The 15788-nt window shown below is 69.6% G+C and carries 16 protein-coding genes and 1 riboswitch; of the genes, 4 read left to right on the top strand and 12 right to left on the bottom strand.

What is annotated here, in order from left to right:
- Positions 1-18 precede the first annotated feature (18 nt).
- From ACIA8D_RS33920 to ACIA8D_RS33910, 3 genes are read right to left on the bottom strand one after another with little or no spacing between them, the layout of a single operon-like run.
- Entirely contained in the window at positions 19-1158 is a 1140-nt protein-coding gene (locus ACIA8D_RS33920) for a bifunctional 2-methylcitrate synthase/citrate synthase (protein WP_399238065.1), read from the bottom strand.
- 20 nt (positions 1159-1178) lie between these two features.
- Positions 1179-2087, bottom strand: a complete 909-nt coding sequence (gene prpB / locus ACIA8D_RS33915; protein WP_399238064.1) for a methylisocitrate lyase — start codon at positions 2085-2087, stop codon at positions 1179-1181.
- Positions 2087-3595, bottom strand: coding sequence for an MmgE/PrpD family protein (locus tag ACIA8D_RS33910; RefSeq protein WP_399238063.1), 1509 nt, complete (start codon positions 3593-3595; stop codon positions 2087-2089). The genes prpB and ACIA8D_RS33910 overlap by 1 nt, the downstream gene beginning before the upstream one ends.
- Positions 3596-3797: 202 nt before the next feature.
- Between ACIA8D_RS33910 and ACIA8D_RS33905 the strand changes: the two genes are divergently transcribed.
- Positions 3798-5255 carry a short-chain fatty acyl-CoA regulator family protein gene (locus ACIA8D_RS33905; protein ID WP_399238062.1) on the top strand — a complete coding sequence of 486 codons (1458 nt, stop codon included), beginning with the start codon at positions 3798-3800 and terminating at the stop codon, positions 5253-5255.
- Between the two features lie 22 nt (positions 5256-5277).
- Here ACIA8D_RS33905 and ACIA8D_RS33900 read toward each other — a convergent pair whose 3' ends face one another.
- The 6 genes from ACIA8D_RS33900 to tsaD form a co-directional block, all read right to left on the bottom strand.
- Positions 5278-5613 carry a hypothetical protein gene (locus tag ACIA8D_RS33900; protein ID WP_399238061.1) on the bottom strand — a complete coding sequence of 112 codons (336 nt, stop codon included), beginning with the start codon at positions 5611-5613 and terminating at the stop codon, positions 5278-5280.
- 96 nt (positions 5614-5709) lie between these two features.
- Positions 5710-6474 (bottom strand): CbtA family protein, encoded by a 765-nt coding sequence (locus ACIA8D_RS33895; RefSeq protein ID WP_399238060.1) that lies wholly within the window; start codon positions 6472-6474, stop codon positions 5710-5712.
- A gap of 22 nt (positions 6475-6496) precedes the next feature.
- Positions 6497-6718, bottom strand: coding sequence for a CbtB-domain containing protein (locus tag ACIA8D_RS33890; protein ID WP_399238059.1), 222 nt, complete (start codon positions 6716-6718; stop codon positions 6497-6499).
- A 35-nt stretch (positions 6719-6753) separates the two neighbouring features.
- A riboswitch (cobalamin riboswitch) is annotated at positions 6754-6896 on the bottom strand.
- Between the two features lie 68 nt (positions 6897-6964).
- On the bottom strand, positions 6965-9613 hold the full coding sequence (gene alaS, locus ACIA8D_RS33885; protein WP_399238058.1) for an alanine--tRNA ligase: 2649 nt from the start codon (positions 9611-9613) through the stop codon (positions 6965-6967).
- A gap of 26 nt (positions 9614-9639) precedes the next feature.
- Positions 9640-10212, bottom strand: a complete 573-nt coding sequence (locus ACIA8D_RS33880; RefSeq protein ID WP_399238057.1) for a GNAT family N-acetyltransferase — start codon at positions 10210-10212, stop codon at positions 9640-9642.
- Positions 10212-11270: a tRNA (adenosine(37)-N6)-threonylcarbamoyltransferase complex transferase subunit TsaD gene (gene tsaD, locus ACIA8D_RS33875; protein WP_399238122.1), complete on the bottom strand. Its 1059-nt coding sequence runs from the start codon at positions 11268-11270 to the stop codon at positions 10212-10214. The genes ACIA8D_RS33880 and tsaD overlap by 1 nt, the downstream gene beginning before the upstream one ends.
- A 125-nt stretch (positions 11271-11395) precedes the next feature.
- On the opposite strand from tsaD, the gene ACIA8D_RS33870 reads away from it, so the two are divergent.
- Positions 11396-11731 (top strand): antibiotic biosynthesis monooxygenase family protein, encoded by a 336-nt coding sequence (locus ACIA8D_RS33870; RefSeq protein ID WP_399238056.1) that lies wholly within the window; start codon positions 11396-11398, stop codon positions 11729-11731.
- 21 nt (positions 11732-11752) lie between these two features.
- On the opposite strand, the gene ACIA8D_RS33865 is transcribed toward ACIA8D_RS33870, so the two are convergent.
- On the bottom strand, positions 11753-12202 hold the full coding sequence (locus ACIA8D_RS33865) for a Fur family transcriptional regulator (protein ID WP_399238055.1): 450 nt from the start codon (positions 12200-12202) through the stop codon (positions 11753-11755).
- 155 nt (positions 12203-12357) lie between these two features.
- On the opposite strand from ACIA8D_RS33865, the gene ACIA8D_RS33860 reads away from it, so the two are divergent.
- The gene (locus tag ACIA8D_RS33860) at positions 12358-13008 is read left to right on the top strand and encodes a superoxide dismutase (protein ID WP_399238054.1); all 651 of its coding nucleotides are present in this window, start codon (positions 12358-12360) and stop codon (positions 13006-13008) included.
- 176 nt (positions 13009-13184) lie between these two features.
- On the opposite strand, the gene ACIA8D_RS33855 is transcribed toward ACIA8D_RS33860, so the two are convergent.
- Complete coding sequence (locus tag ACIA8D_RS33855) at positions 13185-14609, bottom strand: MFS transporter (protein WP_399238053.1); 1425 nt, start codon at positions 14607-14609, stop codon at positions 13185-13187.
- Positions 14610-14713: 104 nt separating this feature from the next.
- Between ACIA8D_RS33855 and ACIA8D_RS33850 the strand changes: the two genes are divergently transcribed.
- A complete protein-coding gene (locus tag ACIA8D_RS33850) occupies positions 14714-15406 on the top strand; it encodes a TetR/AcrR family transcriptional regulator (RefSeq protein WP_399238051.1) in 693 nt (230 codons plus the stop codon).
- Between the two features lie 98 nt (positions 15407-15504).
- Here the strand turns inward: ACIA8D_RS33850 and ACIA8D_RS33845 are convergent, their stop codons facing one another.
- Positions 15505-15651, bottom strand: a complete 147-nt coding sequence (locus ACIA8D_RS33845; RefSeq protein WP_399238050.1) for a hypothetical protein — start codon at positions 15649-15651, stop codon at positions 15505-15507.
- Between the last annotated feature and the right edge of the window lie 137 nt (positions 15652-15788).

The following is a 15788-nucleotide window of genomic DNA, read 5'->3' as shown; positions in this document are numbered from 1 at the left end:
GGTCCGATGCTGGTCCGGTCACAGACGGGTGGGGACGGGTCGCTCGCCGGGGCCGTCGTAGGAGGCGAGTGGGCGAATGAGTGCGTTGTGCGCGAGCTGTTCCGTGATGTGCGCGGTCCATCCGGTGATGCGGCTCATCACGAAGATCGGTGTGAAGACGGGGATGTCGAAGCCCATCAGGTGGTAGGCCAGTCCGGCCGGATAGTCGAGGTTGGGGTGGATGCCCTTGTCGATGAGCATCGCCTCGCGCAGGGCGGCGTGGAGCCTGGCCAGACGGGTCGTCTCCGGGGCGGCGGCGCGCGCGACGAGCTGGTCGAGAGCGTCCTGCATGATCGGCACCCGTGAGTCCCCGTGCTTGTACACGCGGTGGCCGAAGCCCATGATCTTGCGCTTGGCGGCGAGGGCGTCCTGCAACCACTGCTGGGCGTTCTGCGGGTCCTCGATCTCGGCCAGCATGTGCATCACGGCCTCGTTGGCTCCGCCGTGCAGCGGTCCCTTCAGCGCACCGATCGCGGCGGTGACCGCACTGTAAAGGTCGGACAGTGTGGAGGTGACCACTCGCGCGGTGAACGTCGAGGCATTGAAGCTGTGCTCGGCATAGAGGACGAGCGAGATCTCGAAGCAGCGGACGACCTCCGGGGACGGCACACTGCCGAAGCACATGTGGAAGAAGTTCTCCGCGTAGCCCAGTTCCGGATTCGGCTGGATCGGTGCGAGCCCTCGACGGCGTCGCTGGTCCGCCGCCACCACGGTGGGCAGTCTCGCCAGTAGGGTGAGGGACTTGGTGCGGTTGGCTGCGGCGCTCCCGTCGTCCTCGGTGGGGTCCTCAGCGCCGAAGAAGCTGACCGCTGTGCGCAGGACGTCCATGGGGTGGCACGTGTCGGGCAGTCGGGCGAGCAGCTCGGACGTGGTGCGGTCCAACGGTCGCAGGGCACGTTCACGAGCCTGGAACTCTCCCAGTTGGCCGGCATCCGGGAGGTCGCCGTACCAGAGGAGGTAGGCGACCTCCTCGAACGTGCGTCGGGCGGCCAGGTCCTGGACCGGATAGCCGCGGTAGGTGAGGGAGTTGCTCTCCTCAATGACGGTGGAGATCTCGGTGGTGTCCACGACGATCCCGGCCAGGCCGCGGTGGATGCCTTCCGGTGTGGCGGTGGTCATGGGCGGATACCTCCGGTGGGTCAGGTCTCGGGCGGGAGTGTGAAGTCGAAGACGGCCGAGTCGAACGCCGCGTATTCCTCGTATCCGAGAAGTTCGTACAGGCGGGATCGGGTCTGCATGCGCGGCAACAGGGACTCCTGCGTGCCGTCGCTTGCGATGGCGCGCAGGCCGTCCTCGACGGCGCCCATGGCGAGGCGCAGAAGGGTGACCGGGTACAGGGCGATGTTGTAGCCGAGGTTTTCCAAGGTCTGGGTGTCGAGGAGAGGGGTCTTGCCGAACTCGGTCAGGTTTGCCAGGAGCGGTACGTCGACGGCGGTGCGGAACGCCTCGAACTCGGCCTCGTTCGCGAGGGCTTCAGGGAAGATCGCGTCGGCTCCGGCGTCGATGTACGCCTTGGCCCGCTCGATCGCGGCATTGAGCCCTTCGACCGACCGCGCATCGGTGCGGGCCATGAGCAGGAAGTCCGGGTCGCGACGGGCGTCGACGGCCGCGCGCACCCGCCGGACCATGTCCTCTCGAAGGACGACGGACTTGCCGTCCAGGTGGCCGCAGCGTTTGGGGTTCACCTGATCTTCCAAATGGAGCCCGGCCAGGCCGGCATCCTCCATGAGCTGGACGGTGCGGGCCGCATTCATCGGTTCACCGAAGCCGGTGTCCGCGTCGATGAGCACCGGCAAGTCGGTGACTCGGGTGGTCTGCTGGGCACGGGCGGCGATTTCGGCGGAGGTGGTGAGGCCGATGTCGGGGAGGCCCAGGTCTGCGGCGAGGACGGCGCCGGAGAGGTAGGTGGCCTCGAATCCGCTGTCCTGGATCAGGCGGGCCGACAACGGATTGAGTGCGCCGGGCATGCGCAGCAGTCGACCGCTGGCCAGCTGTTCGCGGAAAGACTTTCGGCGCTGCGTGGGAGTGGTGCGGGTGTGGAGGAGCATCAGAACAGGCCCTTCGGAAGCTGGGCGTCGTAGGCGGCGACGGCCCCGGTGTCCACGGCCGGGAAGAGCCCGTCCAGGTCCGTTGCGGCGAGTTCGGTGAGGTGCTCGGCGGCCTCCAGGAAACGGCCCTGGTTGCCGGTCGTGACGATCCCTTCGGCGAGGGCGCGGAACTTTCCGGCGTAGGCAGGTCGGTCGAAGGGGCGGGTGCCGACCGGGTGTGCGTCGGCGACGCCGAGTTCGTCCTCGATGACCGAGCCGTCCTCCAGCGTGATGACCGCGCGCCCGCCGAAAGCACGACGGTCCGGATCCGGATCGTGGTAGCGGCGGGTCCACTCCGGGTCCTCGACTGTGGTGATCTTCTGCCACAGAGCGACGGTCTCCGGGCGCCGGGCGCGCTCGGGAGCGTAGGAGCGCTCGTGATGCCATGACCCGTCTTCCAGGGCGACGGCGAAGATGTACGGCACCGAGTGGTCGAGGGTCTCCCGGCTGGCGGCGGGGTCGTACTTCTGCGGGTCGCCGGCTCCGGAGCCGATGACATTGTGCGTGTGGTGGCTGGTGTGCAGAACCACCGAGCGCACCCGGTCCAGAGGGCCGGCCTTCTCGCGCAGTCGCCTCGCGAGGTCGATGATGGCCTGCGCCTGGTATTCGGCGGAGTGCTCCTTCGTGTACGTATCGAGGATCGCGCGGCGCGGCTCGCCCGGCTCGGGAAGAAGGACCGTGTAGTCCGACTGCGGCCCGTCCAGCATCCAGGCGAGAAACCCGTCCTCGCCTTCATAGATGGGCGATGGCGCGCTCTCCCCGCGCATCGCGCGGTCGACCGCCTCGATGGCGGCCTTCCCGGCAAAGGCCGGCGCGTATGCCTTCCAGCTGGAGATCTCGCCCTTGCGGGACTGACGAGTGGCGGTCGTCGTGTGCACGGCCTGCTGAATCGCCTGGTACACGGTCTCTGTCGGCAGGCGGAGCAACGCCCCGATTCCGGACGCCGTCGCGGCGCCCAAGTGAGCCACGTGGTCGATGCGGTGCTCGTGCAGGCAGATGCCCTTCACCAGGGCCACATGGACCTCATACGCGGCGACGATGCCGCGCAAGAGGTCGGCGCCGGAGCGGCCGGTGTGCTGGGCGACGGCGAGGAGCGGGGGAATGTTGTCGCCGGGATGGGAGTAGTCAGCCGCCAAATAAGTGTCGTGGAAGTCGAGTTCACGCACGGCGGTGCCGTTGGCCCAGGCCGCCCACTCCGGCGAGACACGGCCGGGGGAACCGAAGACGGACGCGCCGGGTGAACTCGCGCGGTGTGCCGCGGCCTGGTCGCGGGCCACCGCGACCGGCCGCCTGGTCAGCGAGGCGACGGCGACCGCGGCGTTGTCGATGACCCGGTTCACCGCCATCGCCGCACTGCCCGGGTCCAGCTCGTCGGTGGCGGTCGCGACGGCGGCGAGCTTCCAGGCCAGCTGCTCCTCTCGCGGAAGGCGGTCGGCGCTGGGGTGGACACGGACAGAATGCTCGATCACGGCGCTCCTCGTAGATTCCCGAAGGTGCTGACGTGATCGAGACTGCCCTCCCGGCGACCGGTGTGCCAGCTCTTCGGGCTGCGGAATTCGTACAGCGCTGAGCTGCGTTTCTGCGGAATTTGCGAATTCCGCGGATGCTATGTTCGCAAGGTCAGCCGCCGGTCCACCTGGCGCCGGGGCGGCTCTCGGAGCGAGGTGTGCGATGACGCAGCGATCGGCGGGACGCAAGATCTACGCCCATGCCAAGCTGCGCCGCCTGCGGCGTGAGCGCGGCATGAATCAGATCGACATGGCCCGAGCCCTCAAGATCTCCTCCAGCTACGCCAACCAGATCGAGCAGGGGCAACGACCGCTCACCGCCTCCGTGCTACGCGCGATCGCGGAGGTTTTCGGCGTCGACACCGAGTACTTCTCCGATGCCGACGAGGACAGGCTGGCCACGGATCTGAAGGCTGCCCTCGCGGACGAGGCGTGCGGCGCACCGCCGCTTGATGCCGAGGAGATCGGTGAGGCCGCGCGCGACCATCCGGAGGTGGCCCGCGCTCTCGTAGCCCTGCATCACCGATACCGCGACACCGCCGAGCAAGCGGCAGCCTTGGCCGGCCCCCATCCCCACAGCGGGCGGCTGCTGCCGCCCAGTGAACCTCACGACGAGGTACGCGACTTCTTCTACGCCCACCACAATCACTTCGAGTCCCTGGACGCCGAGGCCGAACGCCTGTCGCGAAGCCTGGAGGTACAGCCGAGCCGCGCGTCCGAAGCCCTGAGACTGCGGCTTCACGCGCGGCACGGGATCCGTGTGGTCCAGGCCGCGCCGTCACCACCGAATTCCGGGTCCGGGGACGCGCGACGATTCGATCCGGACGCGGGTCTGCTGTTCCTTTCGCCCTGGCTCAGCGAGGGCCAGCGCGCCTTCCAGCTGGCCACTCAGTTGGCACTGCTGGAGCACGGCGCCATACTCACTCAACTAACGGAGCGAACAGACGAGTTGACGTCGACCGAGTCAGCGGCTCTCGCACGGATCGGTTTGGCGAACTACTTCGCCGGAGCGTTCGTGATGCCGTACACGATGTTCCACGACGCAGCCGAACGCGTCCGTTACGACATCGAGTTGCTGTCCGCCCGCTTCGGCGTGGGATTCGAAACCATCTGCCACCGCCTGAGCACCCTGCAACGTCCCCAGCAGCGCGGTGTCCCGTTCTCCTTCCTGCGCGTGGACCGCGCCGGCAACATCTCCAAGCGTCAGTCGGCCACCGACTTTCACTTCTCCCGTCTCGGCGGCACCTGCCCCCTGTGGACGGTGTACGAGGCCTTCTCCGCACCTGGCCGCGTCCTCACCCAGGTAGCCGAGATGCCCGACGGGAAGCGGTATTTCTGGGTCGCACGGACCATCACACGGGGTGGCTTCGGACACCACGCGCCGCGCGCGGAATTCGCCGTCGCCCTGGGCTGCGAGCTGCGCCACGCGCAGCGTCTCGTCTACGCGGAGGGCGTCGCCCTGGACGATTCGCGAGCCGCGACCCCGATCGGTCTCGGCTGCCGGATCTGCGAGCGACGGGACTGCGCGCAGCGGGCTCGGCCGCCGGCCGGCAGTCGACTGGCCATCGATCCGGATCGGCGGGCGTACGTGCCGTATCCGGTGGAAGGCCGTCCGCGCTGACGTCCTGGTGGGTGGGGACGGATCAGCCGTTGGTCACGTCTCTGTGCCGCCGCAACAGCTCAGCGATCGCGCAGCGCGGGCACTCGCCGTCCTTCTGGTGATCCTTTTGCGATGCCCGGGGAGACGGAGCATTGCCGCCTGCGGGACAGGAGTCCGCGCCGCACTGCTCGATGAGTTCCTCCAGCCCCTGCACCAGACGTGCCGTGCGCTTGGCTTCCTGAGCCAGTACGCGGACTCGAGCGCTCTGCCCGCCGATCTGGCGGCGGCTCGCGAGAAGCTGCGCATACTCGTCGAGTGTCAGGGCGACCGCTTCGCGACCGCCGAGCGTGATGTGTCGCGGCTCGGGTTGTCTCCCCACGCGGCTCCTCGATTCGTCGCCTCATCGGTGGTGCCTGTGAAACGCGAGAGGGCCCTCGGTTGGTTCCGCGGGCCCTCTCGCGTGCGTCGGATCAGGTCACTGCCCGGCGGGCACCGGCGCCTGCCCGGACACGGCGGTCGCGGGCTTCGGGTTCAGCAGGCGTTCGGCCAACTCACCGAAGACCAGGCCGAATCCGCCCCACAGGACGGTCTGCATGGCGAGGGCGGAGAGCCGGAAGCGCCACAGCAGCGCGGCCGGGAAGTGCTCCGGCACCTCGTTGATGACGGGCAGGAACTGATAGGCCAGTCCCACGACTACGGCGAAGCCGAGGACTGCGGTCACGGTCGCCCACCAGGTGCCGAGGCGGGGTGCGAGGCGCTTGCCCAGAATCGTCGCGGCGACCGCGAGCAGCACGCTCAGGACCATCATCAGGAAGTACAGGGTGGTCCGCTTGCCGATGGTGTCGGGGTTGCCGACGGCGGGCGGGTTGGCCGGGTACTTCAGGAACGGAACGACGTAGACCGCGAGCAGGGCGCAGCCGGAGAGCAGCAGCGCCGTGGCGCGCGGGCCGAAGCGGCCCACCCGGCCCAGGGCGAAGCAGTAGGCAAGGGCCGCGATGCCGCCGAAGGCGACCCCGTAGACGAGGACGCCGGTGGCGAGACCGGCCGTGGACTGCAGGCTGCGGGAGACGAGTTCGACCTCGTCGCCGTGCGAGTGCCCGGCGTGGGCCTCCTCGAAGCCGATTGCCTTGTCGACCATCGGCTCACCGAGCCAGTAGGCGATGACGAGAGCAAGCACGCCGGCTGCGAGACCGGCGAGCATGCCCCGAACAAGCAGGTTACGTACGGTGGTTGAGTTCATGAGAAAGCTCGTGTCCCTCTGGTCAGTGGCAGGGGAAACCGAGCAGGTGACGGGCGTCGTGCACCCATTCATGAACCTCCGCGCCGCTGAACACGGACGTGGCGCCCTGTTCCGCGCCGACGAAGTACAGCAGGACCAGCATCAGGATGCCGAAGAAAGCCGCCCAGGGGGCAATGGCCTTCAACGGCAGCTTGGCCGGTATGACAGGGGTGGTGGCGGTCGGCTGGGCGACATGCTGCGCCATGGCAGGGCCTCCTCGGGAGTTCGCGTCCCATCTCGGTGGTGCACAGGACGACAGTCACGGGTCTGACTCACCAGCGGTCCGGGAACAGCTGGAACACAGTGGCGCGACCGTGCCGGACTCTCACCGGCTTCCGTCGTACCGTCGTCGATAACGGAGAGACGTTACCGCGTGTCGCGTTCATGGCCAAGACCACCCCTGTCGCCGCGGGCTGGGACGAACAAAGACGTCTACAAGACGAGTCGGTGATCAGGATTCGCTCGCGACGATGGAAGGCAGGTCGGCCAGGAGCTTTCGGAGGCGTTCGGCGGCAACCCCGCCACCTTGGGCGATGTCCTGGTTACCGCCACCCCGGCCGTCCAGTAGCGCCTTGACCAGGGCGGAGGCATGTAGACCTGTATCGGTGGCGGCGCGATTGGCTGCGATGACGAGGGCACCCTCCTCAGTGGCGACCGCGGTGGCACCGGGCGTGTTCGCCGGGAGACGGTCGCGGACGGCGAGAGCGAGAGCGCGCGCTTCCTGCGCCGCGCCCGGCACCAAGGCGGTCACGACGAGTGTGCCGCTCGCGTCGACCGCCTCCGAAACCAGTTGCTCAGCTTGTGCGGCGACGCCCTGTGCCTTGAGGCGTACGTTCTCGCGATCAGCGTTCTTCAGGCGGTCCAGCAGACCAGTGATCTTCTCGGAAAGCTCGCCACGGGGTGCTCCGATCTGCTCGGCGATGCTGGATACGAGGTCGCGTTCGCGGGCCAGATAGTTGAAGCCCTCGATGCCGACGGCCGCCTCCAGGCGGCGCATGCCCGCGCCGACGGAGGACTCGCCAGTCAGCGCGACGGTGCCGACTTGGGAAGCGTGCTCGACGTGGGTGCCGCCGCACAGTTCGCGTGACCAGGCACCGCCGATCTCGACGACGCGGACCTTCTCGCCGTAGGTCTCGTCGAACAGGGCGAGCGCGCCGATCTCCTTGGCCTCGGGCAGCGTCATCCAACGCACGCCGACGGGCAGGTCCCTGCGCAGGGCGCGGTTGGCGGCTTCCTCGATCTCGCTGCGCACGGCCGTGGACAGGGCTCCGCGCCAGGGGAAGTCGAGGCGGAGGTGGCCGGGCCGGTTGTAGGAGCCGGATTGCAGGGCGGTCGGGCCGAGGGTCTCGCGCAGGGCGGCGTGCAGGACGTGGGTGCCGGAGTGGGCCTGGCGGGCGCCGAGTCGCCATTCCGGGTCGACTGCCGCGATCACGGGGTCGTCGGGCGCGAGTTCGCCTGAGGTGATGCGGACTTGGTGGGCAATGAGGCCGGGCAGCGGGCGCTGCACGTCCAGGACTTCGGCCTCCGCGTTGGCGGATGAGAGGCGGCCGGCGTCGCTGTCCTGGCCGCCGGATTCGGCGTAGAAGGGCGAGCGGTCCAGGACGACGGTGACGATCTCGCCCTCGTGGGCGACCGGGACCGGGCCTGCCGTGCCCAGAATGCCGAGGACGCGGGACTCGGTGGTCAGGGCGGTCCAGGCTTGCCAGTCGGTGGGCCCGTGCGCGTCGAGGAGGGCGCGTAGCGCAGTGGTGTCGGTGGTGCCGCCGGACTTGCGGGCGCGGGCGTCGGCGCGGGCGCGTTCGCGCTGGTCGTTCATGAGGGCGGTGAAGCCGTCGCGGTCGACCTCGATGCCCTGTTCGGCGGCCATTTCCAGGGTGAGGTCGATGGGGAAGCCGTAGGTGTCGTGCAGCAGGAAAGCCTGAGCGCCGGGCAGCATCCGACCGCCGTCCTCCTTCACCCGGGTGACGGCGGTGTCCAGGACGGTGGTGCCCTGCTTGAGAGTGGCGCGGAACGCGTCCTCCTCGCCCTGCGCCTGGTCTGCGATGCGGGCGTAGGCGTCCGCCACCTCGGGGTAGCTGGGCGCCATGCAGTCACGGGCCACCGCCAGCAGCTCGCCCAGCACCGCCTCCTGGTGGCCGAGTTGGCGCATGGAGCGCACCGCGCGGCGCAGGATGCGGCGCAGCACGTAGCCGCGTCCTTCGTTGCCGGGGCTGGTGCCGTCGGCCAGCAGCATCAGAGCGGTACGGACGTGGTCGGCGACGACGCGCAGGCGGACGTCGGCCTGGGGGTCGGCGCCGTAGCGGACGGTAGCGAGGTCGGCGGCGCGGTCGAGGATCGGCCGGGTCTCGTCGATCTCGTAGAGGTTGTCGACACCCTGGAGGAGGGTGGCCATGCGTTCCAGGCCCATGCCGGTGTCGATGTTGCGACGCGGGAGTTCGCCCAGGATCGGGTAGCCGGACTTGCCGGGTCCCTCTCCGCGCTCGTACTGCATGAAGACGAGGTTCCAGAACTCCATGTAGCGGTCCTCGTCGACCGCCGGGCCTCCTTCACGGCCGAGCGCCGGGCCGCGGTCGTAATACAGCTCCGAGCACGGGCCGCACGGGCCGGGCACGCCCATCGACCAGAAGTTGTCCTCGTCACCGCGCGCGACGATCCGTTCCTCGGGCAGGCCGGCGACCTCGCGCCAGATGCTCCGCGACTCGTCGTCGGAATGGTGCACGGTCACCCAGATCCTGTCCGGGTCCAGGCCATAACCGCCGTCCGCCTGGGCCGTGGTCGACAGGTCCCACGCGTAGGCGATGGCCTCGTGCTTGAAGTAGTCGCCCAGCGAAAAGTTGCCGTTCATCTGGAAGAACGAGCCGTGCCGGGTGGTCTTGCCGACTTCCTCGATGTCCAGGGTGCGCACGCACTTCTGCACGCTGGTCGCCCGCGGCCACGGCGCCTCCTGCTCGCCGGTCAGGTACGGCTTGAACGGCACCATGCCAGCATTGACGAACAGCAGCGTCGGATCCGGGGTCGGCAGCGGCGCGCTGGGCACCACCGTGTGGCCACGGGCAGCGAAGTAGTCTAGGAAGCGGGAACGGATGTCGGCGGTACGCATGGGGTGTTGCTCCACGGTTTCGGTGATCACAGGGGGCGGGGCGCGAGGTGTCGGGCGGGATGCCGGGGGCCGAGTAACGCCGCGTGGCTCATGCCCGAGGACGACGGGTGGGTGGCCGCCGTCCAGCCGGCCCGCTCGTAGAAGCGGAGGGTGTCGGTGGCGCGGGCAGCGGTGAGCAGCCAGCAGCGGCCGTCCGCACGGTCCTCGGTGACCGCGTGCAGGAGGCGTGCGCCGACGCCGGTTCCGCGCGCGTGGCCGGCGACGGCCAGTTCGTCGACCTCGCGGGCGCCGCACAGCCAGTCCTGCGTGCGCTGGACCCCGAGTGCGGCGGCGACCTGCGGATAGCAACGATCAGCGGGAAAGGACTCCGGGGTGTCCCAGGCGGTGGCCCAGCCGACTATCGCCTCACCGGTCAGGGCCAGCGCCGCTGTGAAGCCGGGGCGGTGCACGTCCGCGTCGAGCCGGTCCAGGTAGGCGTCGGCCCGCCCGGCGTCCTCGTTCCAGGGAGGCCGCTCGAAAGCGTCCCGGTAGACGTCCCGCACCCCGTCCGCGTACGAGAGCAGTCGCTGACCAGGTACGACGCGCACGGCCGCGGTCATCAGGCGGCTCGGGTCGCAGGAGCGGAGAGCGGGGTCAGGGAGGCGTACTCCAGCGGCGCGGATGGGTCGATGGACACATCGAGCGGAGCCGGTTCGGCGCCGGAGCGGACCAACAGGTCGCCGACCGCCGCGATCATCGCGCCGTTGTCCGTGCACAACGTCATCGGCGGCACCCGCAGCTCGATTCCGGCCGCAGCACAACGCTGTTCGGCGAGCGCGCGGACCCGGGAGTTCGCGGCCACTCCCCCGACGACGATCAGTGTGCGCACGTCGTGGTCGCGGCAGGCTCGGAGGGCTTTGCGAGTGAGGACGTCGGCGACGGCCTCCTGGAGCGCGGCAGCGCCGTCGGCGACCGACGGTTCCTCGCCGCGCAGCCGGTGCTGCTCCACCCAGCGGGCGGCGGCCGTCTTCAGACCGGAGAAGGAGAACGCGTACGGATCGTCGCCGCCCTTGGTCAGGGGGCGGGGGAAGGCGACCGCATCCGGGTTGCCGGTCCTCGCGGCACGGTCGATGGCGGGGCCGCCGGGGTAGGGCAGGCCGAGGATGCGGGCGACCTTGTCGAAGCATTCGCCGGCGGCGTCGTCGAGGGTGTCGCCCAGGTGCAGGATCGGCTCGCTCACCAGGTCCCGGACCAGCAGCAGGGAGGTGTGCCCGCCGGAGACGATCAGCACGACGCAGGGCTCGGGCAGCGGGCCGTGCTCCAGGGTGTCGGCGGCGACGTGCCCGGCCAGGTGATGCACGCCGTACAGCGGGACTCCGGCCGCGTAGGCGAGGGTCTTCGCCCCGGCCAGGCCCACCTGAAGCGCCCCCGACAGCCCGGGGCCGGTGGTGACGGCCACCGCGTCGATCTGCCCGAGCCGCATCCCGGCCTCGGACAGGGCTTGTCGCACGACCGGCGTAAACGCCTGGAGGTGCGCGCGAGAGGCGATCTCGGGGACCACGCCGCCGAAGCGGGCGTGCTCGTCCATGCTCGACGCCACCACGTGGGCCAGCAGCTTTCCGCCTCTCACGATGCCCGCGCCGGTCTCGTCGCACGACGACTCGATCCCCAGCACCACCGGTCCGCTCACCACGACCTCCTTCTGCACGTTCACTGCACTTGCAATATATGTGCAATAAGGCGGTGGCGGCAGATCGCCTGCTCAGCAGCCGGATGCGGCACGCCAGAACTGGAGAGACGCCCATGCCCACCACCGCGGCCATCGACAGCAGCCGGACCGTGGCGACACTGATCAACGTGTTCACCGTCGCCCCCGAGCGGCAGCACGAGCTCATCGCCCTCCTCGCGCACGCCACCGAAGAGACGATGAAGCACCAGCCCGGCTTCATCTGCGCCAACTTCCACGCCAGCCAGGACGGTGTACGCGTCGTCAACTACGCCCAGTGGGAGAGCGAGAAGCACTACTGGGCGATGCGCGCCGACCCCGAGGCGCGGGTCCACATGGACCTCGCCGCCACCATCGCCACCGACGTGCAGCCGCGCCTGTTCACCGTGGCCTCGCACCACCCGAAGGCGTAGATGGGCGACGGGCTTCGGCGGTCAGCCCGAGCAGGCTCCGCACAGCCCGTGGAAAAGCATCGCGCCGGAGGCGTCGGGCCGCAGCCCGGTCAGTTCCTCGATGTGGCGGGCCGCGTCGGCCAGACCGCCGAGAGGCAAGTCCTTCACCGCACCGCACCGTCGGCAGACGGCGTGATGGTGCGGGGCGGATCCGTCGCCGTAGCGCTTGGGTCCCGGCCCGTCGACCGCGTGCGCCAGGCCGACCTCGGTCAGGACCTCCAAGGTGCGGTAGACGGTCGCCGGATCCACTCGTTCACCCGTCCGGCGCAGCGCTTCGTAGACCTCTGCCGCAGACAGATGAGCGTCGCGGGAGCCCAGGAGGTGCAGAATCTGGCGGCGGTTCGAGGTGGCGCGCAGGCCACGGTCGCGCAACCGCACCGAGGGAGACGGCACTGTCGCGCCTCCGGCCTCGCCGGGTGAACGGCCGATCACGCGACCACCTTCCCGCGGGCGACCGCGCCCGCCGCCCCTGTTTCCGGCTCGACGCACGCCTCAGGTCCTAGGTCCAACGCCGCATCGCACCGTATCTTTCCTGCTGTTAGCGTGCACCTGCATACCATTCGCAATAACGTCAGAGGGTGTTGGAGATGGCGATCTACACGCTGCCGGAGCTTCCGTACGACTACGCGGCGCTGGAGCCGGTGATCAACCCGCAGATCATCGAGCTGCACCACGACAAGCACCACGCGGCCTACGTGAAGGGTGCCAACGACACCCTGGAGCAGCTGGCGGAGGCCCGCGACAAGGAGTCCTGGGGCTCGATCAACGGCCTGGAGAAGAACCTGGCCTTCCACCTCTCCGGCCACATCCTCCACTCGATCTACTGGCACAACATGAACAGCCCGAAGGACGGTGGCGGCGGCGAGCCGACCGCCGCCGACGGTGTCGGTGACCTCGCGGACGCGATCACCGAGTACTTCGGCTCCTTCGCCGGCTTCAAGGCCCAGCTCACCAAGGCCGCCGCGACGACGCAGGGTTCGGGCTGGGGCGTGCTCGCCTACGAGCCGCTCTCGGGCCGTCTGATCGTCGAGCAGGTCTACGACCACCAGGGCAACGTCGGTCAGGGCTCGACCCCGATCCTCGTCTTCGACGCCTGGGAGCACGCCTTCTACCTGCAGTACAAGAACCAGAAGGTCGACTTCATCGAGGCTATGTGGGCCGTCGTCAACTGGCAGGACGTGGCCAAGCGTTACGCCGCCGCCAAGGAGCGCGCCAACAGCCTGCTCCTCGCGCCCTGACCTCAAGGGACACGTCAGGGGGCACATCACAAGGGACACATCACCGGACACGGGTGTCCTGCTCGTGATCGTCTTCTCACCCGTCACCGGCAGGCGCATCAAGGGCTCCTGCGGACCTCGCGTCCGTATGAGCCCTTCGCCGTCGGGACACGCCGGCCGACAGCCGGCGCCCATGGTCACCCGGCGGGAGCCTCGCTCGGTTCGGGGCGAGGGACGCGGCGCGGGTGGATGAGGACGAGTGTGGTGAGTACGGCGACGGCCGCGAGCGCGGCGGAGCCGGCGAGGACGGCCCGGGTGCCGTCGGCGACCGCCTGACTGCCCGAACCGGCGCCGCCGTACAGAGTGAAGATCGCGCCCAGTGCCGCGGTGCCGACGCCGGCGCCCAGCGAGGCGAGAGTGGAAACGGTCCCCGCGACCATGCCGACTCGCTCGGGTTCGGTGACCTGGACCGCCACGGCCATGACGGGGGCGCCGGCGATGCCGCCCCCGGCTCCCCAGGCCAGCAGCGGCAGGAGCAGCGCCCACCACGGAGTGTCGGGTGCGGCGAGCGGCGCCAGGGCCGCGAAGCCGACGCCCTTGAGTACGTAGCCGAAGCCGATCACCAGGCCGGGTGCCCAGTGGCTGAGCAGCTTGGAGCCGACCATGCCGGTGGCGATCTGCGCGAGGAAGATCGGAGTCATCAGCAGCCCCGCCGACGTCGGGCTGAGGCCCAGGCCGTCCGACAGGTACAGGACCAGGTAGACGGAGCCGCCGATCGTCAGGACGCGGGAGAGGAGGACGGCGAGCATCGCGCCGCAGAACGCGGGCCGGGTGAACATCCGCAGTTCCAGCGTCGGTCTGGGGACGCGAAGTTGAAGGGCCAGGAAGGCGGCCAGTGCCAGGCCGGCGATCAGCAGTGCGGCGGTGTCCTGGCCCGTCCATGGTGTGTCGCCGTCGCGGAGCATGAGCAGGGTCGCGGTGCCGAGACCGACCATGAGCAACAGGGTGCCGAGCCAGTCCGGCCGCCCGGCGGCGGAAGGCGCGGGAGAAGTGCGCGGCAGTACGCGGGCGGCCAACGCCCAGGCCGCCGCGCCGAGCGGGAGGTTGATCGCGAACACCGCACGCCATCCGAAGGCGTCGACCAGCACGCCACCGAGCGTCGGGGCGAGGAGCCCGGCCGCGGTCGCGAACGATCCCCACGCGCCGATGGCGAGGTTGCGCTCCTCGCCGGTGTAGCGGTCGGAAATCAGCGGAATGCCGTTCACCATGATCACTGCGGCACCGCAACCTTGCGCCACCCGGGCGGCGTTGAGCCACCACAGGTCCTGCGCCAACGTCGCGGCCAGGGAAGCCAGCGTGAACACGGCGATCCCCGCCAGGAACAGCGACCGCCGCCCCCACCGGTCCGACAGGCTTCCGGCCGCCTGGGTCAGCGCCCCCATCGCCACCATGTAGGTCACCACCACTGACTCCGCCGAACCCCCGTCCGCGACATCGGCGCTGATCAGGGGGAGACCGAGGGCCACGATCGTGAGGTCGACGACGACCAGCCCCGTGGAGGCCATCACCAGGACGAGCACTCCGCTCAGCGGCGGTAAGCGACGGGATTTCTGAGCTGCCATGCGGAATGCAACCTCCAGGCGAGCAGGGGCGGTTCCCTCACCCTGGGACCCCTCGACGCTAAAGTCAACATGCGTGAAGTTTAAGCGGGCCGTACGATGACGCCATGCCTGCCGCCTCCCGCCGCCGACCCACCACACGCAAGGGCCGCCCCGTCCTCACCCGGGAGACCATCGCCGCCAAGGCGCTGGAAATGGCCGGCACGCAGGGGTTCCGTTCCGTCACCATGCGGGCCTTGGCCGCCGAACTCGGTGTGACCGTGCGGGCTCTGTACAACTACGTCGAGGACCGCCAGGACGTCGTCGATCTCGCCCTGGGGCAGATGCTCGACTCCTGGAACCCTCCGCCTCTGCACCCCGAGGCCTGGGAAGAATCCGTCGCCGGTTACGCACGTTCTCTGCGTGAGCTGTACCGCCGCTGGCCGCGTGCCCTACTGGTCTCCCTCGACGAGGACGCACCCCCGGCGTCCGTGCACCCCAACCGCCTGGTCAACCTCGACCGCTTCCTCCAACTCCTCCAAGGCGTCGGCATCGGCCTCCCGGCCGCCCTGGAGGCCCACCGCCACCTCTCCCTGCTCACGCTCTCTTTCGCCCTCGTGGTCGACCGCCCAGTCGCGCAGGCCACGACGGACCGTGGCACGCTCGTCCCCGACACATGGCTGACGGCCCACGCCGAACTCGACATCCCCGCCCTGCGCGAAGCGGCTGCGCTCCCCATGCCCACCACGGACGACCAGTTCGACCAGCTCGTCGCCGTCGTCGTGGCACAGATCCAGGGCCATCTCGACGCCGTGAAATGAGAATGCCGGCCGCAGCAACTGCGAGATCCATACCGGCGATTACGGCTTCCGTGCCGGCGATTGCGGCTTCCGCCCCAAGGTGGCCGCCTTCGACCGCGTCAGGCAACGCCGACGACGCCCCCTGGTGGCGCGGCGGTGATAATGGTGTCGAGGATCGCCCGCGAGGCCTGTAGATCCTCGATCGCGCGCGTGATGCGCTCGCCCTCGCGGCGGAGTTGGGCGCGCAGGTCCGGGCAGGTGGGCACGAGGCGCTCGTCGTCCGCCTGGACGCACGGCAGGACCTGGACGACCTAGGGCTTGTCGTTTGGATCAGGCCGGGCTCGCGGGGCCTGGCACGCACGCTCGCGGCGTTGTCGTCGGTCGACGACGCTCCGCGTCGCCT

The sequence above is a fragment of the Streptomyces sp. NPDC051684 genome, from assembly GCF_044453445.1.
In the GTDB taxonomy this organism is placed as follows: Bacteria; Actinomycetota; Actinomycetes; order Streptomycetales; family Streptomycetaceae; genus Streptomyces.
This window is presented reverse-complemented; position numbering and strand designations above follow the sequence as displayed.